This window comes from Exobacillus caeni (assembly GCF_005747095.1).
Lineage (GTDB): Bacteria > Bacillota > Bacilli > Bacillales > Guptibacillaceae > Exobacillus > Exobacillus caeni.
In genome coordinates this window covers 53830-77203 of the sequence record NZ_SWLG01000015.1, presented here as the reverse complement: position 1 = coordinate 77203, position 23374 = coordinate 53830, and the positions used below count along the sequence as shown (strand labels likewise).

22 protein-coding genes are annotated in these 23374 nt (G+C 42.9%); all 22 read left to right on the top strand.

All coding sequences use genetic code 11. From position 1 onward, the window contains the following. Positions 1 to 56 precede the first annotated feature (56 nt). The 22 genes from FCL54_RS18195 to FCL54_RS18090 all read left to right on the top strand — a co-directional run bounded on the left by FCL54_RS18195 (position 57) and on the right by FCL54_RS18090 (position 23343). Positions 57 to 1892: a DUF4430 domain-containing protein gene (locus FCL54_RS18195; protein ID WP_138128355.1), complete on the top strand. Its 1836-nt coding sequence runs from the start codon at positions 57 to 59 to the stop codon at positions 1890 to 1892. Positions 1893 to 1994: 102 nt separating this feature from the next. Continuing rightward, the gene (locus FCL54_RS18190) at positions 1995 to 2768 is read left to right on the top strand and encodes a DUF4430 domain-containing protein (protein WP_138128354.1); all 774 of its coding nucleotides are present in this window, start codon (positions 1995 to 1997) and stop codon (positions 2766 to 2768) included. 1 nt (position 2769) lies between these two features. Continuing rightward, a complete protein-coding gene (locus tag FCL54_RS18185) occupies positions 2770 to 3648 on the top strand; it encodes an energy-coupling factor transporter transmembrane component T (RefSeq protein ID WP_138128353.1) in 879 nt (292 codons plus the stop codon). Next, positions 3630 to 5306, top strand: a complete 1677-nt coding sequence (locus FCL54_RS18180) for an ABC transporter ATP-binding protein (protein WP_138128352.1) — start codon at positions 3630 to 3632, stop codon at positions 5304 to 5306. The genes FCL54_RS18185 and FCL54_RS18180 overlap by 19 nt, the downstream gene beginning before the upstream one ends. Further along, entirely contained in the window at positions 5276 to 5962 is a 687-nt protein-coding gene (locus tag FCL54_RS18175) for an ECF transporter S component (protein WP_138128351.1), read from the top strand. The genes FCL54_RS18180 and FCL54_RS18175 overlap by 31 nt, the downstream gene beginning before the upstream one ends. Before the next feature lie 243 nt (positions 5963 to 6205). Further along, positions 6206 to 7378 (top strand): chorismate synthase, encoded by a 1173-nt coding sequence (gene aroC / locus FCL54_RS18170; protein WP_138128350.1) that lies wholly within the window; start codon positions 6206 to 6208, stop codon positions 7376 to 7378. Positions 7379 to 7381: 3 nt separating this feature from the next. Continuing rightward, a complete protein-coding gene (gene aroB / locus FCL54_RS18165) occupies positions 7382 to 8497 on the top strand; it encodes a 3-dehydroquinate synthase (protein ID WP_138128349.1) in 1116 nt (371 codons plus the stop codon). After that, entirely contained in the window at positions 8463 to 8825 is a 363-nt protein-coding gene (gene aroH, locus FCL54_RS18160) for a chorismate mutase (RefSeq protein ID WP_138128348.1), read from the top strand. The genes aroB and aroH overlap by 35 nt, the downstream gene beginning before the upstream one ends. Before the next feature lie 300 nt (positions 8826 to 9125). Continuing rightward, positions 9126 to 10646 (top strand): anthranilate synthase component I, encoded by a 1521-nt coding sequence (trpE, locus tag FCL54_RS18155; protein WP_425467149.1) that lies wholly within the window; start codon positions 9126 to 9128, stop codon positions 10644 to 10646. Next, on the top strand, positions 10639 to 11664 hold the full coding sequence (trpD, locus tag FCL54_RS18150) for an anthranilate phosphoribosyltransferase (protein WP_138128346.1): 1026 nt from the start codon (positions 10639 to 10641) through the stop codon (positions 11662 to 11664). The genes trpE and trpD overlap by 8 nt, the downstream gene beginning before the upstream one ends. After that, the gene (gene trpC, locus FCL54_RS18145) at positions 11657 to 12424 is read left to right on the top strand and encodes an indole-3-glycerol phosphate synthase TrpC (protein WP_138128345.1); all 768 of its coding nucleotides are present in this window, start codon (positions 11657 to 11659) and stop codon (positions 12422 to 12424) included. The genes trpD and trpC overlap by 8 nt, the downstream gene beginning before the upstream one ends. Continuing rightward, complete coding sequence (locus tag FCL54_RS18140; RefSeq protein ID WP_425467148.1) at positions 12414 to 13070, top strand: phosphoribosylanthranilate isomerase; 657 nt, start codon at positions 12414 to 12416, stop codon at positions 13068 to 13070. Before trpC ends, FCL54_RS18140 begins: the two co-directional genes overlap by 11 nt. Then, positions 13048 to 14244, top strand: coding sequence for a tryptophan synthase subunit beta (trpB, locus tag FCL54_RS18135; RefSeq protein WP_138128343.1), 1197 nt, complete (start codon positions 13048 to 13050; stop codon positions 14242 to 14244). The genes FCL54_RS18140 and trpB overlap by 23 nt, the downstream gene beginning before the upstream one ends. Further along, the gene (trpA, locus tag FCL54_RS18130) at positions 14241 to 15065 is read left to right on the top strand and encodes a tryptophan synthase subunit alpha (protein WP_281281395.1); all 825 of its coding nucleotides are present in this window, start codon (positions 14241 to 14243) and stop codon (positions 15063 to 15065) included. Before trpB ends, trpA begins: the two co-directional genes overlap by 4 nt. Positions 15066 to 15074: 9 nt before the next feature. Further along, a complete protein-coding gene (gene hisC, locus FCL54_RS18125; RefSeq protein ID WP_138128341.1) occupies positions 15075 to 16163 on the top strand; it encodes a histidinol-phosphate transaminase in 1089 nt (362 codons plus the stop codon). A 58-nt stretch (positions 16164 to 16221) separates the two neighbouring features. Then, positions 16222 to 17328: a prephenate dehydrogenase gene (locus FCL54_RS18120; RefSeq protein WP_138128340.1), complete on the top strand. Its 1107-nt coding sequence runs from the start codon at positions 16222 to 16224 to the stop codon at positions 17326 to 17328. Between the two features lie 11 nt (positions 17329 to 17339). Continuing rightward, positions 17340 to 18629: a 3-phosphoshikimate 1-carboxyvinyltransferase gene (gene aroA / locus FCL54_RS18115; RefSeq protein WP_138128339.1), complete on the top strand. Its 1290-nt coding sequence runs from the start codon at positions 17340 to 17342 to the stop codon at positions 18627 to 18629. Between the two features lie 460 nt (positions 18630 to 19089). Further along, positions 19090 to 19998: a hypothetical protein gene (locus FCL54_RS18110; RefSeq protein WP_138128338.1), complete on the top strand. Its 909-nt coding sequence runs from the start codon at positions 19090 to 19092 to the stop codon at positions 19996 to 19998. 37 nt (positions 19999 to 20035) lie between these two features. Beyond that, positions 20036 to 21304, top strand: coding sequence for a tetratricopeptide repeat protein (locus FCL54_RS18105; RefSeq protein WP_138128337.1), 1269 nt, complete (start codon positions 20036 to 20038; stop codon positions 21302 to 21304). 102 nt (positions 21305 to 21406) lie between these two features. Then, positions 21407 to 21943, top strand: a complete 537-nt coding sequence (locus tag FCL54_RS18100; protein ID WP_138128336.1) for a ReoY family proteolytic degradation factor — start codon at positions 21407 to 21409, stop codon at positions 21941 to 21943. Positions 21944 to 22019: 76 nt separating this feature from the next. Beyond that, positions 22020 to 22895 carry a GNAT family N-acetyltransferase gene (locus FCL54_RS18095; RefSeq protein WP_171016914.1) on the top strand — a complete coding sequence of 292 codons (876 nt, stop codon included), beginning with the start codon at positions 22020 to 22022 and terminating at the stop codon, positions 22893 to 22895. After that, the gene (locus tag FCL54_RS18090) at positions 22876 to 23343 is read left to right on the top strand and encodes a DUF2487 family protein (RefSeq protein WP_138128334.1); all 468 of its coding nucleotides are present in this window, start codon (positions 22876 to 22878) and stop codon (positions 23341 to 23343) included. Before FCL54_RS18095 ends, FCL54_RS18090 begins: the two co-directional genes overlap by 20 nt. Positions 23344 to 23374: the final 31 nt, after the last annotated feature.

The window sequence follows — 23374 nt, the reverse complement described above, 5'->3', positions numbered from 1 at the left end:
TGATTACACAATCAGTTATCCTCGGTGGGGAGAATTGTTTAGGAGGAGGAATAAGTTTGTTAACAAAAAGAATGTTGAACAGATTGATGGTAATGATCGTGTTGCTCGGGCAACTTGTGTTACCCATGCAAAATTCAGCGACGGCTGCAGAGACGAACAAAGCAAGTATTGCGGTACAGGGAAAGGAAGCGGCTCTTTTAAAAAAGAAAGAAATAGAAATACAAGAAGATACCGATGCGCTTTCTTTGTTGCAAGAGACAGTAGGGTCTGAGAATGTAAAAACAGTAGATAGTGATTACGGCCCAATGATTACAGAAATAAAGGGATTAAGCCAGGAAGGTACATTTGCCTGGGCTTTCTATGTTAATGGAAAGCAGGCTGACGTAGGGGCACACAAGTATAATGTCCATGCCGATGATGAAATTCTATTTAAATATGAATCCTGGAACACTGCTTCATTAAGTGTGTTTGGAGATACAGATACAGGCACGATACTAGACAGCAAAAAGTATGAAATAAATGAAGATACCACTGCATTAACCCTGTTAAAAAACGCTGTAGGGGAAAATAATGTAGCATTAAAAGAAACCGATTATGGTCCAATGATTATCGGCATAAACGGCCTGGTGGCTGAGGATCCATATTACTGGGCGTTTTATGTTAACGGAAAGCTGGCAGAAGGGGGAGCGCACACTTATAAGCCACAGGCAGGAGATCAGATTTCTTTTAAATACGAATCCTGGGAGCAGGAGGAAAAAGATTCCGGCGATGAGCAGGGAAGTCAAAAGGATAAAGATTCCCCTGATGAGGGGCACATTGTAAACGTGAATCAAGCTGTTGATAATTTGATCGCTTATATAATGGAAAAAGGTGTCTCTTCTGAGTGGGAAGCGATTGCACTTCACCATGCAGGTAAGAAGATCCCTGCGGGCTACCTGGACTCTTTGAAAGCTAAAGTAGGAAGCAGCAACGGAGAGTTTCGTATTGTTACTGATTATGAAAGAATGGTATTGGGAGTAAAGGCAGCAGGAGGAGATCCTACTTCTTTTGCAGGTTATAATCTTATCGAAAAAATCTATAACAATGAACGAATGACGAACCAGGGAACAAACGGTGTAATCTTTGGGTTGCTTGCTCTGAACAGCGGAGATTACAACATTCCTGTATCAGCGGAATGGGACCAGGAAAAGCTTGTGGACTATCTGATCGAAAATCAGCTCGATACAGGCGGCTGGGCACTATACGGGACAACTGGCGATCCCGATATTACAGCTATGGCGCTATCTGCAATCGCTCCATACAAAGACCAGGAAGAAGTAAAAACAGCGATCGAAAATGCTGTTAACTGGTTAACTAAACAACAAAATGCTAACGGAGGATTTGAGACAGAGAACGGCGAAACAAGCGAATCTACAGCAGAAGCAATTATTGGTCTAACAGCTATAGGAAAAAATCCTGCAGGTGCTTCATTCACAAAAGGTATGGATAGCGACGTCCAGGCTGCAAGCTCCTCTTCAGCTCAATCCGAAAACAATCTAATTACCAATTTGCTTTCTTTTCAAAATGAGGATGGTGGTTTCGCTCATCTGATCGGGGAGGAATCAAACGACATTGCTTCAGCAAAGGGGATACTTGCTCTTGTAGCTTATCAGAACTTCGTTGCCGGAAAAGCTTCTGTTTATGAACTGGATCGTGTTACGGTTGACGATACCGCGGGCGACAAAAATGGTCAGCAGGGAAGTGGAGGTCAGACACAAAGTGAAAATGAATCGAAGGATGGCAATAGGCTGCCTGATACAGCCACGAACACTTGTAATCTGATGGCTATCGGTGCACTCTTGTTTTTAACAGGATTATTCTTATTCTTTCTTAACAGGCGAAAGAGGGCTTAACACGGTGAAGAAGAAATTATCCCTCTTGTTAATGGCAGGGGAGCTCTTTTCGATAGTTTTGAAGCAGCCAGTGCCTGCCAGTAAAAGAGTGGAGGGAAAAAAGTGAGTACTATAACAAATAAATTAATAGTGTCTATTATCTTGATATTTTCCTTAGCTGCATGCGGGATGAATAACAGTAGCATAGAGGGAGACAACATAACAAGCGGTTCTGCAGAGGAGAAGCCAGCAGCCGAGAAATCGAATGTTACCGAACCAGAACAGAAACATGAAACAAAAGAGGATCAAGGAAACAGTCCATCAGATTCCAACAATAAGGAAGAAACGACTGATAGGCCCGAAAAAAGTGATGAAACGGAAGAACCTGCAGCTCCATCATCAGGAGGAAATACAACAAGTAAATCTTCAGGAACCGATGTGCCATCCAGTGAACAAGAGAAAAAGGATGAAACAACAGTAACAGAGGCCCAGGGAGAGACTTCAACTTCCGAATCCAATAATGCTCTGCCAGAAAAAAAGGAATCTATTAAAAAGGAAGTACCAAAAGAAACTGTTTCGATGACGATCAAGGACCCGAATAACAAAGGAACGATTGCATCCTTTTCTGGAATCGAAATCAAACAGGGTGATACCGTACTGTCAGTCTTACAAAGTACAACAAAAAGTAAAGGCATCCAGATGAGTGTAAGAGGCAGCGGAGCGGCAGCTTATGTGGAGGGTATAGCTAACATATATGAATTTGACCGAGGTCCACTAAGCGGCTGGGTATGCAAAAAAAACGGAGCGGAATTAAGCAAAAGTGCGGGTGTTATCCCATTGCAAAGCGGAGATAAGATAGAGTGGGTTTATACAGAAAATCTGGGTAAAGACCTGTGAAATGACGAACGCCTTCAATCGTTTACATCCGTTAACATGCTTCTTTTATTATGCAGGAGCAATCGTATTGTTAATGTCTTTTCTTCATCCGTTTTATCTTATTGCCGCGGTGTTATTGTTAATAAGTTTAACCCTTCTTCAAGGTTTGGTAGAACAGCTTCGAAACCGGGCAAAATCTTTCTTTTTCTTAACGCTATTTATCGTAGCCGTAAATCCGCTTGTTAATCATCGCGGAACCCATATTTTATTTTATTTCAGAGAAAACCCTGTCACTCTGGAAGCTCTGATGAACGGGTTTCTGATGGCACTTTCTCTCTTAGCTATATTAATATTGTTCATCTCCTATAACTTTGTTCTTACTCCAGGCAGGTTTTTGTATTTATTTTCAAAAATTCTGCCCCAAACAGCACTGCTGGCGATGTTGACATTAAGGTTTGTCCCATTGCTTATAAGAAGGCTTGACGAAATAAAGATAGTTCAAAAATCAAAGGGCATGACGATCACCGAAGGAAGGGTAAAAGACCGGGCGAAAAATGGGGTGTCTCTTGTGCAGATATTGCTCACCTGGTCGCTAGAGGAAGCGTTGCAAACGGCTGATTCAATGAAATCGAGAGGATATGGCGTTACAAAGAGGTCTTCATATGAACGTTACACATTTACAAAAAACGATATTATAAGCATTGTCCTTTTGCTTGTCTTGTTTGCAGGTTGTTTGATAGGGCTCTTTAACGGATATGGAAACCTCACTTTGTACCCTGATCTGGAGTCTACGTCCATGGGAGGTGCCGAATGGAGTGTCTTCGTCTTGTTTTTGCTTTATATCGGTTTTCCGCTTTTAGTTGAAGGGAGAGAACAATTTAGATGGAGATACTTAAATTAAAAAATCTTTCTTTTTCTTATCCTGAGCGGGATGATGAAGTATTGCAACAAATAAGCTTTGATGTAAAGAAGGGAGAGTTCCTCGTTCTGGGCGGGCCATCAGGATGCGGGAAATCTACTTTAATCAAGCTGGTAAAGCATGATATTGCTCCTGCCGGAAGAAGAAAGGGAGGGATCATTTTTAACGGTAAAAGGATAGAAGATTTACCTGCCGAAGAGCTTGCAGGAGAAATAGGGATGGTTTTCCAGGATCCCGATAACCAGATCGTGATGGAAGAAGTACTCCAAGAACTCGCTTTTGGACTTGAAAATCTAGGGTATTCAACAGATTATATTCGAAAACGGGTTGCTGAAATGGTCCAGTTTTTCGGATTGGAAAATTTGCTGGCGCGGAAAACGCATGAGTTGTCAGGAGGCCAGAAACAGCTCGTAAACCTTGCTTCCGTACTTTTATTAAATCCGAAGCTCCTGTTGCTGGATGAACCGACATCACAACTTGATCCAGTAGCGGCAAAAGAGTTTATTACGATGGTAAAACGTATTAACGAAGAGTTCGGCGTTACAATTCTGATGGTCGAGCATCGTTTGGAAGAACTGACAGCTGTTGCTGACCGGATGATGCTCTTAAACGGCGGGCAGATCGCATATGACGGCTCACCGCGAGAAGTCTTTTTTAACGTTTGGGACCGAAGAGATGAGATTTTCTCAGCCTATGTTCCTTCTATCCCGTCCCTTTCATTGCACTTGAATGAGAATCCTGAAGTGAAGGAAATCCCTCTTTCTGTAAAAGAAGGACGAATGTGGCTGTCCGGAATCAATGGGTTCTCGGCTGAACAGCAGCCCCTGCCGGAAGCGGTGAATGTAAGGAAGGTTCTGTCATGTGACAGCGTTTGTTTTCGTTATGAACGAAAAGGAGAAAATGTTTTAAGCGATCTTAATATAGACATTTATTCAAACGAGATCTTTGCAATTGTAGGAGGCAATGGTTCAGGCAAGTCGACCATGTTAAAAACGATGGCGGGATTGATAAATCCACAAAGGGGAACAATCAGATTCAAGAATCAGAAACTGAAAAAAATCCCCAAACAAGAGTTCCACCTTAGTGTTGCTTATTTGCCCCAGAACCCAAAGCTATTCTTTTTGCATGATACGCTTGAAGAAGAATGGAGCCGGGCGATCGAACGGACAAACGATGAGAACGGAAATGAAAAAATGAATCGGATCACGGAAATGCTTGGTATTTCTCACCTTGCTGAACACCATCCATATGATTTGAGTGGAGGAGAACTTCAAAAGGCTGCGCTTGCCTGTTTGCTTGTGAGTGACCCTGAAGTGCTTCTTATTGATGAACCGACAAAAGGTATGGACCCACTCTCAAAGCAAAAGTTCGGTGAATTGCTTACTGACCTCCATTTTGATGGCCATACCATCGTTATGGTAACACATGACATAGAGTTTGCTGCTGAATATGCAACCCGGTGTATGATGTTATTCAATGGACAGGTCGCTTCTGTCTCAGATCCACGGTCTTTTTTCGCAGGGAATACCTTTTATACAACAAGTATAAACCGTCTCGTTCGGGGATCGAATTTGCAGGAGGTAATAACGGTGAAGGAGGCTCTGGCATCATGGCGCGTTCAAGCATCTATTCAGGTCTAATCGTTACCGGAATGCTCGGTCTACTTATTTTTTCTATCATTTACTTTCCAGAGCATTATTTGATGATCAGCTTCTTGTTCATAGGACTTACACTGATCCCTTTTTTGCTTCGCTTTGAAATGCGAAAGATCACCGGTAAGGAACTCGTACTCCTGGCTATGCTTTCAGCGGTTGCGGCGGTAAGCAGAGTGCCTTTTGCTGCATTTCCCAGCATTCAGCCAACGACATTCGTCATAATTGTCTCTGCACTTGTTTTGGGGGCAGAAAGCGGCTTTATGATTGGGGCGATGGCTGCCCTTGTGTCAAACTTGTTCCTTGGCCAGGGACCATGGACACCGTGGCAAATGTATAGCTGGGGATTAATCGGATTCTTAGCCGGAATACTTAGAAACACATGGTTTATGAAACATCTCTGGGGAAAAGCCCTGTTTGGATTAATCACGGGTTTTGCCTTTGGATGGATCATGAACCTCTGGTTTATTATCGGCTTTCTCGGTGAAATTACATTTTCTTCTGTCTTTGCTTATTATGCCACTAGCTTTTATTTTGATCTTGCCCATGCTGTTTCGAACGTTTTTTTTATACTTGTTTTTAGTTCCGGCTGGATAAAGATACTTCAACGCTTTAAGCGGAAGTACGGCTTGCTGGCAACATGATATTCTTGAAGGCTTTCGACATCCCATCGGAAGCCTTTCTTTGTGGAGTTATGTTCAAAAACGAATCAATTTAGTTTACGATAATAAATAGCCTGTATTAGAATTGAAAGAAATTTATTCCGAAACAGGAAATTGGTATTAAAGCGTTTAAATATTATTAGAAAACGACACACAGAACAAATACGTTATGATATATTAATACATAAAAGCACAAAAGCGCGAAAGCCGTTGGGAGGAGATTGGATGAGATACTTAACAGCAGGAGAGTCACACGGACCTCAATTAACAACAATCATTGAAGGGGTTCCTGCAGGACTTGAGCTACTCGCTGAGGATATTGATAAAGAGCTTGCTAGAAGGCAAAAAGGCTATGGCAGAGGCAGAAGAATGCAAATTGAAAAAGACAGAGTTCAGATTCTTAGCGGGGTCCGCCATGGAAAGACAACAGGAGCTCCTGTTGCCCTTGTTGTAGAAAATAAAGACTGGACGCACTGGAAAAATTACATGGGGGCCGAACCCGTAACAGAAGAGCAAGAAAAAAACATGAAACGAACTATTTCACGGCCTCGCCCCGGACATGCCGATTTAAACGGCGCGATAAAATACGGCCACCGCGATATGAGAAACGTTCTGGAACGTTCTTCTGCAAGAGAGACGACAGTAAGAGTCGCAGTCGGAGCAGTCGCCAAAAAAATATTATCTGAATTCGGAATGGAAGTGGCAGGACACGTACGGATGATCGGCGGGATTGAAAGCGATTATGAAGGCGGCCTCTCAATAAAACAAATACAGGAACAAACAGAAGCTTCCCAGGTTCGCTGCCTTGATAAAGGAGCCGAGGAAAGAATGATGAAAGCAATAGATGATGCCAAGGAAAACGGGGACTCTATTGGCGGAATTGTTGAAGTGATTGTAGAAGGGACACCGGTCGGATTAGGGAGTCATGTCCATTATGACCGTAAGCTCGATTCACGCATCGCTGGAGCGATCGTCAGTATCAATGCGTTTAAGGGAGTAGAGTTTGGGATTGGATTTAAAGCAGCTGAAATTCCCGGGAGCAAAGTACATGATGAGATCATCTGGTCAGAAACGGAAGGCTACAGTAGAAGAACGAACAATCTTGGTGGTTTTGAAGGTGGCATGACAACAGGAATGCCTATCGTGGTAAAGGGCGTGATGAAACCAATCCCAACGCTTTATAAACCGCTTCAAAGTGTTGATATTGAAACGAAGGAACCATTTGCCGCAAGCATAGAGCGTTCTGACAGCTGTGCTGTCCCAGCCGCCAGCGTTGTTGCCGAAAGTGTTGTTTCATGGGAAGTTGCCTGCGCCTTTTTAGAAAAGTTCGGAAATGACCGAATCGAAGAAATAAAAGAAAATTACGAGCGTTACCAGGAATACGCAAAGAGGTTTTAAGAAATGGAACAGCTTACTATATATACTTCCTCAAAAGAATATCCCGTCTATATTGGTAAAGGAATCCGGAAACGATGGAAAAAATTGGTCGAGGAGATGGCCGGATCATATAGCAAGTATTTTCTTATTGCTGATAAAACTGTCGCTGATTTGTATTTGAAAGATATTCAAGCATCCATGCCTGACATCCCTTATTATCTCGTTGAAAGCGGAGAAGAGTCCAAGTCGATCGGTCAGTTTTATGATTGCCAGACAGCAGTACTTGAAGCAGGGCTGGATCGCGATGCCTGTATCCTCGCTTTAGGAGGAGGGGTGATCGGCGATCTGGCTGGATTTGTAGCAGCCACATTTATGAGAGGAATCGATTATATACAGCTCCCCACTACACTTCTTGCTCACGATAGCAGTGTCGGGGGAAAAACTGCGATTAACCATCCATTGGGGAAAAACCTGATCGGGGCATTCCACCAGCCTTTAGCGGTTATCTATGATATCGAAACGTTGCGTTCACTGACTGGTAATGAATGGCGTTCTGGCTTCAGTGAAGTGATTAAACATGCCTTAATCTGGAATCCGGATTTTTACGGATGGCTAAAGCAAAATATCAAGGATTTAGGAAATATAACGGATGAACAGCTTGCCTATCTTATCAAAGAAGGAATCCGCGTCAAAGCTCAAGTAGTCGGGCAGGATGAAAAGGAGTCAGGCTTAAGGGCGATTCTTAACTTTGGCCATACACTCGGGCATGCAATAGAAGCAGAATTGGGATACGGAAGGATAACACACGGAGAAGCGGTGGCGATCGGCATGGTTTTTGCTTTAAGAGTAAGTGAGGTATATTACGGCATCGATTATAATATGGATGAAATAACAAAATGGTTCCAACAGTTCGGACTGCCTGTTGCAATACCTGAAACTTTAGATGAAGCAAGACTGGTCGAGAGGATGAAAAAGGATAAAAAATCATCTGGCGGCAAAATTAATATGATACTTTTAAAAGAAATCGGGAAGGCAGAAAAAGTGCAGATCGATGAATCGGTGTTGTCTCCATTGCTCATGGCTGAATTTGAAAGGAGCAGATCGGATGATACGAGGGATAAGGGGAGCAATAACGGTTGAAAAGAACGAGAAAAATTCGATATTAATCGCGGTCGAGCAGTTGGTCAAAAACATTCTCGACCTCAATGAAATCGATCCTGAAAATGTAGCGCAAGTGATCATAACGATGACGAAGGACCTTGACAGTGCATTTCCTGCTGAAGCGGTCAGAACGATGGATGGCTGGAAGTATGTCCCTGTTATATGCGCATCCGAGATACCCGTCAAAGGTTCGATCGAGAAATGCATCAGGGTGTTGATGACGGTAAATACCCTGAAAACACAACGTGAAATCCACCATGTTTATTTAGAAAAAGCAGCTGCACTGCGGCCGGATTTAACCGGTTGACAGAAAACATAAACAATACTAAACTTAACATTAAGTTTTATGAATTGTTTAGCAAATGAGATTAGTTAGCATAGAGTTAGTAAAGAGTTAAGTGAAAATAAGAGACGAGACAGTTGAGAATAGGATAGTTGAGTTGAGGAGAGCTTAGGGACCGGCATGCAAACAAACATGCCCCTGGGTTTATTGCTCAGGGGCTTTTTATATTGGTTTGCGTTTTTTTCTTATTATTTGCATTCATACGAACCACCCTTCAATTATTCCTCAACGTTCTTATTCTCCATCTTAAGTGGAGAGGTGAGAATGATGGCTACAAACTTTGGTTCCTTTTTAAAGGATGCCAGTACGTATCGGACTATTCCGATCACCCGTACTTTCCTTCTTGATACGGTAACACCCATACAAATTTTTCAAAATCTAAAAAAAAGAGCGGCTTATCTGCTTGAAAGCAATGATAAAGAATCATTATGGTCAAGGTATTCTTTTATCGGACTTGATCCGTACTTAACGTTAAAAGAAGAGTCCGGAACCTTTTTGGTTGAGAACAAATCGGCAGAAACCATTACCCGCAGTACAACATTTAAGGATGCTGTGAACAGTCTGTTCGGCTATCTAAACGCCAAAAAGATGGATCTGCCTTTCCCGTTTTACGGAGGAGCGGTAGGATATATCGGCTATGAAGGGATCACGCATTTTGAACCCGTCACACCACATGATAACCATGATTTGCTCTTTCAAGATTTTTATTTCACGGTCTGTGAAACGATTCTAATATTCGACCATCATTCCCGTGAATTAACGATTTGCTATCATGCAAGCGTTCCGGAAGAGGCTGATGAAACGACCGTTAAAAACATTTATAACGAAGCGATCCGGGAAATAGATAGAACAGTCAATCAGGCCGTTTCTTCAATTAATCTTGATGGAACGCTAACGTTATCAGGCCATACTGAACAGGACGATTTCGAAGGCGTTAAATCAAACTATGAAAAAGAAAAGTTCTTCGATCATGTTGAGAAAATCAAAGAGTATATAAAAGCGGGAGATGTGTTCCAGGCAGTTCTGTCACAGAGGTTTGAGTTAGATATTAACGTTTCGGCCCTTGAGCTGTACCGAATCCTGAGAATCGTCAACCCGTCACCATATATGTTCTATTTACGGACGGAAAATGCAGAAGTAGTAGGGAGCTCTCCGGAACGTCTCGTTCAGGTGTTGAACAGGGAGGTTGAAATTCATCCGATCGCAGGAACAAGAAAACGCGGGAGTACCCCCCGGGAAGACAAAGCGCTCGAAACAGAACTGCTTGCAGATGAGAAAGAACGGGCGGAACATTATATGCTCGTTGACCTTGCAAGAAACGATGTTGGTAGAGTCGCGGAGTACGGAACGGTCAGAACCCCTGTGTTGATGGATATTGCCCGGTTCTCCCACGTCATGCATATTATTTCAAAAGTGAGAGGCAACCTTGCAGAAGAATACGAACCGATCGATGCGTTGATTTCTTCATTCCCTGCTGGAACGGTGTCAGGAGCGCCGAAGATTCGTGCGATGGAGATACTCCGGGATCTTGAGCCAAACGGAAGAGGCGTTTATTCTGGGGCGATGGGCTATATCGGTTTTGATGGCAACATTGATTCCTGTATCGCGATTCGGACGATGGTCGTCAAAGACAAAAAGGCTTACATCCAGGCAGGTGCTGGAGTAGTTGCTGATTCTATCCCTGAACAGGAATGGGAAGAAACAAGGAATAAGGCAAGGGCGTTGATCAAAGCAGTAAAAATGGCAGAACAAATTTTCAAGAAAGAGGCGAAAGAGTATGTTTAAAAAGATTCTTTCAGAATTAATAGATGGAAAAAGACTTTCAGAAACAGAAGCAAAAGAAATAATGGATGTTATTATGAACGGCCAGGCAGAAGACAGCCAGATCGCAAGTTTGCTTACGGTCTTGAGGTTGAGAGGAGAAACGGTGGATGAATTGACAGGCTTTATTCGCTCACTTCGGGGCCATGTTTTACCACTCGAACACGATATTCCTGAGCTTATCGACACTTGCGGTACAGGAGGGGACGGGGCTTCAACATTTAATATTTCTACTGCTACTGCCATTCTGCTTTCCTCCTTAGGAGTAAATGTGGCAAAACATGGGAATCGAGCGGTTTCTTCTAAGAGTGGAAGTGCCGATGTACTGGAACATCTGGAAATTCCTATCCAACAAACGCCTCAGGAAGCAAGGAGCGCATTAGAACGGACAAATATGTGTTTCCTTTTTGCTCCTCAATATCATGTCGCCATGAAACATGCAGTAAAAGCAAGAAAGCAAATCGGCTTCCGGACAGTGTTTAACTGTTTAGGGCCGATGGCTAATCCGGCAGGAAGCAATTACCAGCTCATCGGTGTTTATGACGCGGATCTTGCTTTAAAAATGGCGGAGGCCATGAAACGGGTAGGAGCAGAGAGAGTTCTCTTTGTAACAGGTGGAGAAGGCCTGGACGAGTGCTCGATCACCACCCATACAACGATGGTCGAACTTAACAACGGAAAAATAGATTCCTATCAATTTATACCGGAAGACATGGGGATCAAGAGAGGTTCTCTAGAAGATATACAGGTATCAACAGTGAAAGAAAGTGCGGAACTGATCAAACAGATCTTTTCTGGAGAGGCGAATGAAGCTGCCACAAACGTAGTCGCGTTAAATGCAGGAGCTTGCCTGTATCTCGTCGGCAGAGTGGACTCGATCGCAGAGGGTGTCAAAACAGCCAGAAATGCGCTGGCAGGCGGGGTGGCATTGGAACAATTAAAACGCTTGCAGTATGAGAAGGAGTTGAAATTACATGCTTAATAAAATTGTAGAAACTAAAAGACAGGAACTTCAGCAACTTACCCTCCCAGAAGAAAATAACGTTGAAAGGTTTTCGCTCTACAAAGCATTGCGGTCGCCTAACCGTCCGGTAGGATTGATCGCCGAAGTAAAAAAGGCTTCTCCTTCAAAAGGTGTCATTAATGATGCCATCGACCCTGTGGAAATTGCCCGTGAATATGAGGAAGCTCGTGCTGATGCGATTTCAGTGTTAACAGACGAAACTTATTTCAAAGGTAACAGGCAGTTTCTGATAGATATTAAAAAATCAGTTCGTATACCAGTATTGAGAAAAGATTTTATTATCGATGAAAAACAAATCGAGGAAAGTAAAAGGATTGGAGCAGATGCAATTCTATTGATTGTTGCTGTTCTCGGTGCAGAAAAAACGGAGGAATTTTACAATAAAGCTGAAGAGCTTGGGCTTGAATGCTTAGTAGAAGTACATTCAGAACAAGAATTATCCACACTTCTTGAGAGATTTACACCTCGTCTGATCGGAGTAAACAACAGGGACCTTGCTACTTTCCAAACTTCCGTTGAAAACACTGGGAAGCTCGCCAAGAAAATTCCACCTCAATGTTTGTTTATAAGTGAGAGCGGGATTCATTCGTCAAGGGACATGGAGAAGGTGAAATCATTTGGAGCTAATGGCGTGCTCGTTGGAGAATCATTGATGAGAGCGGAAACGCCCGCAAAAGGCATCGCTTCACTGTATGGAGAGGTCACTGTTGGATACTAAGTTGAAATTCTGCGGGAACGCTTCGTATGAAGATTACCAGGCAGTATTGGAGAGCGCTGCAGATTATGTTGGGCTAATATTTGCGAATAGTAGACGAGAAGTAAAGCCGGAAACTGCAGGGAGTTGGTTTAATGAACTTGGCAAAGGATGCAAAAAGCTCGTTGGTGTGTTTGTTAACCCTACACTTGGCGAGATTGAACGGGTATTAAAAGCGGTGCCGCTGGATGTAATCCAGCTTCATGGGTCGGAATCCCCGGAGTTCGCCGGAAAAGTTAAAGATCGGTTTTCGCTGCAAGTATGGAAAGCGATTCATCATAGCGACCGTTCGATAGAACAGATGAAAAACTATGAATCTATTGTGGATGGATATGTTGTTGATAACCGGACAAAAGACAAATGGGGCGGAACCGGAAAAAGATTCGATTGGCAGCAAATTCCGTTTTATCTCGAAGAGGCAGAGGTACAGCAAGTCCCTTTGTTTATCGCAGGCGGCATAAAGCCAGAAAACATCGAACGGCTGATGGCCTTCCATCCATACGGGATCGACCTTTCCAGTGGAATTGAAACGAATGGAAGAAAAGATATTTATAAAATGAAACGAATAATTGAGAGGATGAAAAAGAATGGCGACACAAGTACCGGATAGAAGAGGGCGTTTTGGCAGGTATGGCGGTAAGTTTGTACCGGAAACAGTGATGCATGCACTTGAAGAGCTAGAGGCAGCATTAAATAAATTCATGGCTGACGAAGCATTTTTACATGATTTTCAAGAAGAGCTCCGGGAATTTTCAGGCAGGCCAACTCCTTTGACCTTTGCAAAAAAAATGACGGAACGGCTTAACGGGGCAAAAATTTATTTGAAACGTGAAGACCTTAACCACACTGGGGCACACAAGTTAAATAACGCGATCGGGCAGGCTCTTTTAGCAAAAAGGATGGGAAAAGAAAAGATCGTTGCAGAGACCGGAGCGGGCCAGCATGGTGTCGCTGCAGCTACTGTTGCCGCCCGGTATGGACTCGAGTGCAAAGTTTTCATGGGGGAAGAGGATATTGAACGCCAGGCTTTGAACGTATTTCGTATGAAACTTCTAGGTGCGGAAGTAGTGCCTGTCAAATCAGGAAGCAAGACACTGAAAGACGCAACAAATGAAGCGATCCGTTACTGGGTTTCCAATGTAGAAGATACTTTTTATTTGATCGGATCGGTAGTAGGCCCTCATCCTTATCCTAAAATGGTCCGTGACTTTCAACGGGTAATCGGGGATGAAGCAAGGGAACAATTCTTTAACAGAGAAAATAAAATGCCAGATTGCATCGTTGCTTGTGTAGGAGGAGGGAGCAATGCGATCGGAACCTTTTATCCATTCCTGGATGATGAATCTGCCTGCGTTGGTGTGGAAGCGGCTGGAAAAGGAATCGATACTCCTCAACATGCCGCAACACTAACGAAAGGGAGCCTGGGTGTGATCCATGGTTCTCTTACTTACCTGCTGCAGGACGAAGCAGGACAAATCCAGGAACCGTATTCTATTTCGGCAGGTCTTGACTATCCAGGAATCGGTCCGGAACATTCCTATCTGAAGGATAGCAAGCGGGTAGAATATGTCAGCATAACGGATGATGAAGCACTTGATGCTCTTACACTCCTTTCACAGGAAGAAGGGATTATACCAGCTATCGAAAGTGCCCATGCACTGGCAGAAGCATTTAAGAGAGCCAAAGAGATGAACAAACACGAAACAATACTCGTATGTTTGTCCGGGAGAGGGGACAAGGACGTTCATACACTAATGAAGACAATGGGAGGGGAAGCACATTGAAACGGTTTAAGAAATATGTTGAAGGAAGGAACGACCTATTCATTCCATTTATCATGTCAGGCGATCCTAATGAACAAGCAACGATCGAATTGGCGGTTGAACTTCAGGACAGAGGAGCAAACGTAATCGAGCTTGGCATCCCGTATTCTGATCCTCTTGCAGACGGTCCGGTGATCCAGGAAGCAGCATCCCGTTCCCTGAAGAATAATACGACGCTTGAAAGCTCCATTAAATCTGTAAAAAAAATGAGAGAAAAGGGTCTGAAAATTCCTGTCATTATATTTACTTATTATAATCTTCTGTTACAATTAGGAGAAGATTACTTCTTTGCTTTAGCGCGCGAAAATGAAGTTGACGGTATACTTGTACCCGATCTGCCTTATGAAGAAGGCGAACATTTAAGAGCCTTATGTGAAAAGGAAGGGCTTGCACTTATTTCGCTTGTAGCGCCAACAACCTCAGAGGAAAGATTACAACAAATTGCAGGTAACGCGTCCGGCTTTCTTTATTGTGTTTCTTCACTTGGTGTAACTGGTGTAAGGTCAGAGTTCCATGCTTCTGTGTTCGCTTTTTTAGAAAAGGTGAAAAAATACAGCAGTGCACCTGTTGCTGTAGGATTCGGTGTCAGCAAAGCCGAACAGGTAGAAGCATTAAAAGAAAGCTGTGATGGCGTTATTGTAGGAAGTGCACTTATTAAAAGGGTTGCATCGCATGAAGCGGATTTGCAAGATCCAAAAACCAGAGAGAAGGCTATCAAACAGATAGGGGACTTTGCAGCAGCTCTTACAGCTCCCTATCGAACTGAAAAATTATCAACGTGAGGTGCCCTTATGAACGCTAAACCCCAAATGTATGATTTAAAGCCGTACCAGCCAGGAAAGCCGATCGAAGAGGTCAAACGGGAGTTAGGATTAAAAAAAGTCACAAAGCTAGCGTCGAACGAGAATCCTTTCGGCTGTTCACCGGAAGTAAAAGAGGCTGTTTCAAAAGAATTATCGTCTCTTGCTGTTTATCCTGACGGGTATGCTGCAAGATTAAGAGAAACGGTCAGCGAATTTCTAGGAGTAGACGGAAAGAATCTTATTTTCGGAAACGGCTCCGACGAAATCGTGCAGATTCTTTGCAGGGCGTATCTTAGTCCAGGGAAAAATACAGTAATGGCAGCTCCAACGTTTCCCCAGTATAAGCACAACGCGGTTATCGAAGGTGCTGAAATCAGGGAAGTTGAGCTTGACAACGGAAAGCACCAGCTCGATGAAATGCTCTCTGCCATTGATAAAAACACAGAAATCGTCTGGTTATGTACTCCTAATAATCCAACCGGAGTCTATATAAAAGAAGCTGACCTATTACCGTTTTTAAATAAAGTCCCGAAGGATGTCCTGGTTGTTTGCGACGAAGCGTACGCAGAATATGTGACGGCAGATGACTATCCGGATACGATAGCTTTGCTTGACAAATTTCCAAACCTCATTATCCTCCGAACGTTTTCCAAAGCATATGGGCTTGCAGCGCTGCGTGTTGGATACGGTATTGCAAACGAATCGGTCATCCAGACGATCGAGCCAGCCCGTGAGCCATTCAATACATCTAGAATCGCGCAGGCCGCTGCGGTCGCAGCTATGGGTGACCAGGAATTCGTTCAAGCCTGCAAAAAGAAGAACCAGGAAGGCTTACAGCAATTTTATACGTTCTGTGAAGAATTTTCTCTTGATTATTATGAATCGCAAGGTAACTTTATCCTTATTGGATTCGGGAACAAGTCGGGAGATGAGGTATTCGATTATCTATTAAGACAGGGATTTATCGTTCGTTCCGGTAATGCACTAGGCTTTCCGAACGCAGTTCGTATAACAGTCGGAGACAAACAACAAAACCAAGAAATCATCACATGCCTGTCAGACTGGCTAAAAAATTAAAATCTTTGTCAACAAATTACTCATGAAACAAATTTATTAAGCATTGTAGGAGTTGGAGATGGAAAAAAATACCGTTCTATTGATTGGCCTTGGCTTGATCGGCGGATCAATTGCGCTTGGAATAAAAAGAAAACATGAAAAATGCCGCATCATTGGATACGATCTTAATGAGAACCAGCTGAAACTGGCCGAAACGCTGAAGGTCATCGACGAATCAAGTACAGATCTTGCTTCTTCGGCTACTGAAGCTGATTTAATCGTTATTGCGACCCCTGTTGTCCAAACCGAAAACATAATAGACCAACTTATGGGTTTACAATTAAAGAAGAACGTCATTATTACCGATGTAGGCAGCACGAAGAAAAAAGTGGTGGATATAGCACGGAATAAACTTGGTGGAAAAGCTGTTTTCATTGGTGGGCATCCAATGGCGGGTTCCCATAAAAGCGGTGTTACGGCTGCAAGGGCCCATTTATTTGAAAATGCCTTTTATCTCCTTGTTCCTGCCGAGGGCGAAAATTCATCTGATTCGGTGGAAAAGCTAAAAGGCTGGCTCGAAGGAACAGGTGCTGTTTTTGTTGTGATGGATGAAAAAGAACACGACCGGTTAGTTGGGATTATCAGCCATTTCCCCCATGTCCTTGCAGCGAGTCTCGTGAATTATGTAGCAGACGAAGATCAAGCAAAAGGGACGTTGTCACGTTTTGCAGCAGGCGGTTTTCGTGATATAACCCGGATAGCTTCAAGCAGTCCTGAGATGTGGCGGGACATTCTTCTGCATAACAGAGAAGTCCTTCTTTCCTTATTGGACCAGTGGGATGAAGAACTCGGAAAAATCAAAGAGTTGATCAAAGATGAAAACAGTCAGGGAATATTGGATTACTTTACCAGATCAAAACAATTTCGTGACCGCTTGCCTGGAAGGTCGAAAGGTGCAATTCCTTCTTTCTATGACCTTTATGTAGATGTAGAAGACGAGCCGGGAGTCATTGCAAGTATAACTAAATTGTTGGCTGAGGAAAAGATCAGCATTACAAATATTCGTATCATCGAGACAAGAGAAGATATCATGGGTGTCCTTCGCGTTAGCTTCAGAAGTGAAACCGATCGCCAGGAAGCACAAAAGAAACTGGGCCCATACTATGAAACATACCTTGATAAGTAAGGAGTAAAAGAATGGGAATCAGAAAAATAGAAAACAACAACCGCAGTTTAAAAGGTTCAATTAAGGTTCCAGGGGATAAGTCTATCTCTCATAGAGCGGTGATGTTCGGTTCGATGGCAAATGGAATAACGGAAGTGACCGGCTTTCTTAACGGGGAGGATTGTTTGAGTACAATCAAATGTTTTAAAAGCCTTGGTGTTGAGATCGAGCATAAAGGTGAATCTCTTCGCATCCATGGAAAGGGGTTGGAAGGGCTACAGGAACCTTTATCGCCTCTGGATGTCGGTAATTCTGGAACGACGGCCAGATTGCTGCTCGGAATTTTAGCGGGAAGGCCGTTTCACTCTGTATTAGTTGGAGATGCTTCGATTTCAAAAAGGCCGATGGACCGCGTCACTATTCCGTTACAGAAGATGGGTGCAAAAATCGATGGAAGAGAAAATGGTTCTCTAACGCCGATTTCTGTTAGGGGAGGCGGGCTGCAGGCAATAACGTATGATTCGCCTGTAGCAAGCGCCCAGGTGAAGTCCAGCCTTATTCTTGCGGCTCTACAGGCGGAAGGGACAACTACCCTTTCTGAACCGTTCCTGTCCAGAGACCATACAGAACGGATGCTCAAGAGCTTTGGTGCCTCCGTTTCCCGGAACGAAGGGCAAGTGATCGTAAAGGGGGGCCAGAAGCTAACCGGTACGAAGGTATCTGTACCAGCAGATATTTCATCAGCAGCTTTTTTTCTTGCAGCAGCAGCAATAACTCCAGGTAGTGATATAACGTTAACCGATGTAGGCATTAATTCTACCCGTTCGGGAATAATCGATGTCCTTCAGGAAATGGGTGCCAATCTCGCCATTAACAATAAGAGAGAAGAAAACGGGGAAGAGGTCGCCGATCTCCATATAACTTCATCTGAGTTGGAAGGAATAACGATCGAAGGGGAAATGATTCCACGCCTGATCGATGAAATCCCTGTTATCGCCCTCCTTGCTACGCAAGCTGAGGGGAAGACTGTCATAAAAGATGCAGCTGAATTAAAGGTTAAAGAAACGAACAGAATCGATGCGGTCGTCACACAGCTGGCTAAGCTTGGTGCTTCGGTCACAGCCACAGATGACGGTATGATAATAGAAGGAAAAACAAAGCTTAACGGCGGACCTGTAACTAGCCTTGGGGACCATCGGATCGGTATGTCGCTGGCGGTTGCCGGCTGTATTGCTGATAGCCCCGTTGAACTTGAGCTGGCGGATGCTATTTCAGTTTCCTATCCGAATTTCTTTGAGGATCTTGAAAAGCTTCGGACATAAAAGGAAAAGAGCGCAGTTTTCGGACTGTGCTTCTTTACCGTTTAGAAAAGTATAACTTTTAGCAAGGGAAAATCCTCGATGGCGAGAATAGCAGAGGTGGAATGAAAAAGCTCAAGGACGCTAAGTAGGTTCACCGTACTCCAGCGGAAAATGAGACTTAAAACAACCCTTAGTTATTTTTTTGGAGTTCAGGCTCCAGGTAATTTCTGTTAGCGAGTCATCGAATAAATACTAAATTTTCTAAAATATCTGTTGATTTTTTGGAAAGCATTGTTATAATAAGAATAGTAATGGTTTCTCTCCACTCCTATCCATATTTTTTTACTTCTATCATGTAAGCGCTGTCAAGGGCTGCATGGTAGATTTTTTTTGCAATTTGGCCGGATGTGGTTTTATACATAAATTCAGGTTGCTCCTCATAGCTTGTCAGTAAAGCGAGGCAAAATGAGGAGGGGGCAGGGTGGAATATATCATGGAGAACGCAACCATTTTTCCGGGGCAAGGAGAGAAAAAGAAGCTTGTTATTAAGGACGGAAAGGTAGAATTTATTACAGGTTCTGTAAGGTTAAAACGCAGAATTGCTTGTAATATGGAAAGGTTTGTGATGGCACCCGGAAAAATTATGATGGATAGAAGCCTCTTGCAGCTTGAGAACGAAGCATTTAAAGAAAGGTTGAAAAGTTATCAAAAGATCGGTTGTACGACACTTCTTGTTATTTGCAATGTAACAAAGGAGCGTAAACTGCCTGAAGAGATCAATAATGCGTTAGATAAAATGAAAAATAGCAGCCTAGATTTTGTTATTGGTGTCTCTGTTCCGATGATAAAAGTCACCCCAGGATTAGTCCAGCAATGCAACAAGCATCTCATTCCTTATATAATCGCTGAGCCGGAAACAGAGAAGGATTTGCAAACTGTACCGTGGGAATGGGTTCAACAGAAGATTTTTCCTTATAATGCCGTAATTGCCCCGGATCTTCACAAACTTCATCTTCCTGAACGAAAGCGTATCCTTCTGGAAAAACAATGGAAAGAGATTTCTGGAAGGTTGACCATTCCGACAAATACCACCATTCCTGAAATGAATGAACAAATAGACTTTTCCCTGCTGAAACAAATTGGGATCTTCCCTCAAAAGGGGCGTATCCTTTCCAAAAGCGATCTGGACTATAATTTATTTCCATTAATCGAAAGCATGGCATTTGAAGAAGATGAGAAAGTTATTTATCATAAAAGGGAACCCGTTTATAGCGTGTTAAGGGGACAGGTTATGAAGTCAGGTGAAATAACTTATGAACGGCCTGAGTTTGGGCAGAGATTAGTTATTAAACGGCCTGGTTTTTTTTCTACTATTAACAAAGCTTATTAATTAAAACGATAAAGTTGAAAATAAAGGAGAAGTTAAAGTGGAGCGTCTTAATAAAGCAATAACACTTGTTGAATCCGGAGAAGTTACAGAAGGATTAGATGAATTATCAGAACTTCAAAAGGACGCAGATCATGAAACGTTATACGAAATTGCAAATCTTTATTATGGATGGGGCTTGATCGATAAAAGTAAAGAACTTGTTGAAGAGCTCTTAATGTTTTATCCCAATGAAGGACAGCTGCTCGTTCTAGCAGCAGAATGCTATGTTGAGTCCGAACAAGAGCAGGAAGCGATTTCAACGTTAAGCAACATAACCGCCGACGATCCGGCATATCCTTCCGCATTGATGCTCCTCGCTGATCTTTATCAATCTGAAGGCCTGGAGGAAGTAGCAGAACAAAAACTGTTAGAAGCGAAAAAAACTGCGCCGAATGAACCGATTATTACGTTCGGCCTAGGAGAATTTTACCTTTCTCAGGGGCAGTATGTTAAAGCGGTCCCTTATTATAAACAAGTGCTGGAATCTTCAACAGAAATTGCAGATCAGAGCATCGCACTCCGATTGGCAGAAGCGTTAAGTGGAAGCGGGCATTTCGAGGAAGCGATCACCTATTATGAAGAAGGTCTCATAAAAAACAAAGAGATCAATGCATTATTCGGTTTTGGGTTTACAGCGCTTCAAATCCACCAATATAAAAAAGCGATCAAGGCATTTGAGGAGCTTAAAGAGATTGATCACCAGTACAGCACGCTTTATCCGTACCTTGCGAACGCATATGAAGAGGAAGGGGCAATTGATGAAGCGGTAGCTACTCTAGCGAAAGGGATCGAGGTGGACGAATATAATGAGGCACTTTATTTAAATGCAAGCCGCTTAAGCTTTAAGCAAAAAGATAGTGAAAGCGGAGAGAGGTACTTAAGATCGCTTCTTGCAATAAATCCTTCACATACAGAAGGGGCCAAGCTGCTGGCAGGTTACCTGAAAGATGCAGAAAGATACGAAGAAGTTCTTGAGCTTATCGATCACCTAACAGAAATAGGTGAAAGCGACCCTTATTTCGAATGGTACTACGCAACAGCGAGCAACCAAATTGAGAACTACAAAGAAGCAATAAAGCATTACGAAAATGCATATACTTACTTAAAGACCAATCCTGTATTTTTGGAAGAATACGGCCTGTTTTTAATGGAAGAAGGCAAAAGGGAAGAAGCAGTGGCGCTTTTCAAACAAGCTCTGTCTATCGATCCATCACTTGTCCATCTGGAAGAAGAAGTCCTTCGATTTGAAGATGAACAACGTATCTAAATCCCTGCAAAAACAAGTCCGATTTTATTTTAGCTCTGGAAGGAATCCAGCAGTCGATGGCGAATATTACTTATAGGCTATATATATCGGGGAGGAATCGCAATGAGCAGCTCCGTATCTGTTGTGGAGAAGAAGGATTTCCTGAAATGGTTCTTAAAAAACTATCAAGTCAAAAAGAGAGAATGCGTCTGGCTTTTGAATTACTTGATTAGTGATGAAGTACTAATGGGGAATGTTCATTTTGTGGAGAATGCAGAATTTTGTCCTAAAGCGCTAGTCATATCTACTCATTGTGTGGACAATGCGCCTTTTCGTTTTTATAAACAGAACATCATAACAACAGATCCCGAAAAATCGTTCCATGATATTCGCTTGAACCAGAATGAACCAATATACATTCAACTGAATTTCAAGGCGAAGAACACGAGCCCCCATTATGTCGCTGTATTAGAAGAAAATCCGTTTTTGCCTGAAAACATGGTAGCAGATAAAAAGTTTGCCTTCTGGGCGGAAATGTTTCTTGATGAATCGTTCGCTTCATTTAAAAAGGAAAAACTCTTGAAGCAAATAGATGAAGCGCTTGATGAAAAAAATCAAGAGGTTTTCTTAAGGCTCTCTGAGCAGTTAAATGAGCTTTAACCCTTGAAGTTATTCAAGGGTTTTTTTATGCTTGAAAAGGATGGAAAAGTTGCTAGATGGGGATGGAGTGGAACGAATGGATTTACATATGAGGCGGCTCGGCCTTGGGGATGCCGAACAATTCCGTCAGATGGAAACGGGAATCGAAAACGATTATGTAGTAAGGATTTTTGATAAGCTGGTACAGGAAGATCTTCTATATGGCGCTTTTTATGAAAATGAACTGATTGGAATCGCTGGAATTACAGTTTATGAAATACAATATGCTATTTTGGGAAGGCTCAGGACCAGGGTCCATGACCGGGGGAAAGGCGTTGCAAGAAAGCTATTTCGTTTTTTGGTAAGCCAGCTTAGACAGAACCCGCACATTAAGTGGATTGGTTATGCGACAGAAGAATCTAACATACCTGCGAACAGTATCGCATCTCATTTATCAATGGATTGTATCGCGAAGATTTACTCTTCAAAGTTGAACCGTACAGGAAGCGGTCATTTTGCATCGCTGGATAGCGACACTGATGATTGGCAGGAGATTAAGGGATGTAAAGAGAAAAAACTGTTGTTTAAGCAGGCGATGGAAGAATCGGGGATGAATTTTTTCCCGTATGCTGTTTATTATCCGCTTCCTGCTTATCCCGAAGATATTTCAGATGATTATTTGAGTGGGTGCCGAATGTGGGCAAGGAACGGGCGCTTTTTCTGTTTAATGCCAGAAGAAAAGGGAGAAAGCTATTTCCATTTGAAATATTTTTGGAATGATATTTTCGAACAGACAGGACTCTGGAAAAAAGCGATAAGGCTTGCAGAAAGAGAAGATAGAGTAATCTGGTTCGATATGTCGGAGAGCATGTTTCGTTCGCTCCCTGAAAAGCAATGGTTTGAGACAACTGCATGGCACCTGATCGGGGAGCCGTTAAAGGAGGAGAAAATTGATGAAGTGGATTGCGTCTGATATAGAAACGTATGCGAAAGAAAAAGAATATGTAGACACTATTGTCGTCCCTTTAATTCCGTTTGGACTGGAAAACAATTTGAAAGGAACTGTCTCTGCAGGTGAGTATATTTCGATTATTTCACATGAACTCGAACGCCAGTTAAGAGGCAGGTTGCTGCTTCTTCCCCCGTTCACCTATTTAAATTCTGAACCGATGGAAGAAAAGGTCAAAAGACTTGCAGAATGGCACAATGAGGTAATTGGCAACGGTGCATCCTACGTGGTGTACCTGACTTCGGACGTGGAGTGGAAGAATGCAGAGGACAGGCTGGAGGATACCCTTGTCTGGCTACCTTCGATACCGCTCGAACATATGGACAATGAATATAAGATGGAAACGGTTTCGACACAGGTCAAACAGGTTTTGCAAATTGTAACAAAAAAATGGCAAAACAGCCCAAAATAAGGAATGGATTCTTGGTTTTAGCAAATGATAT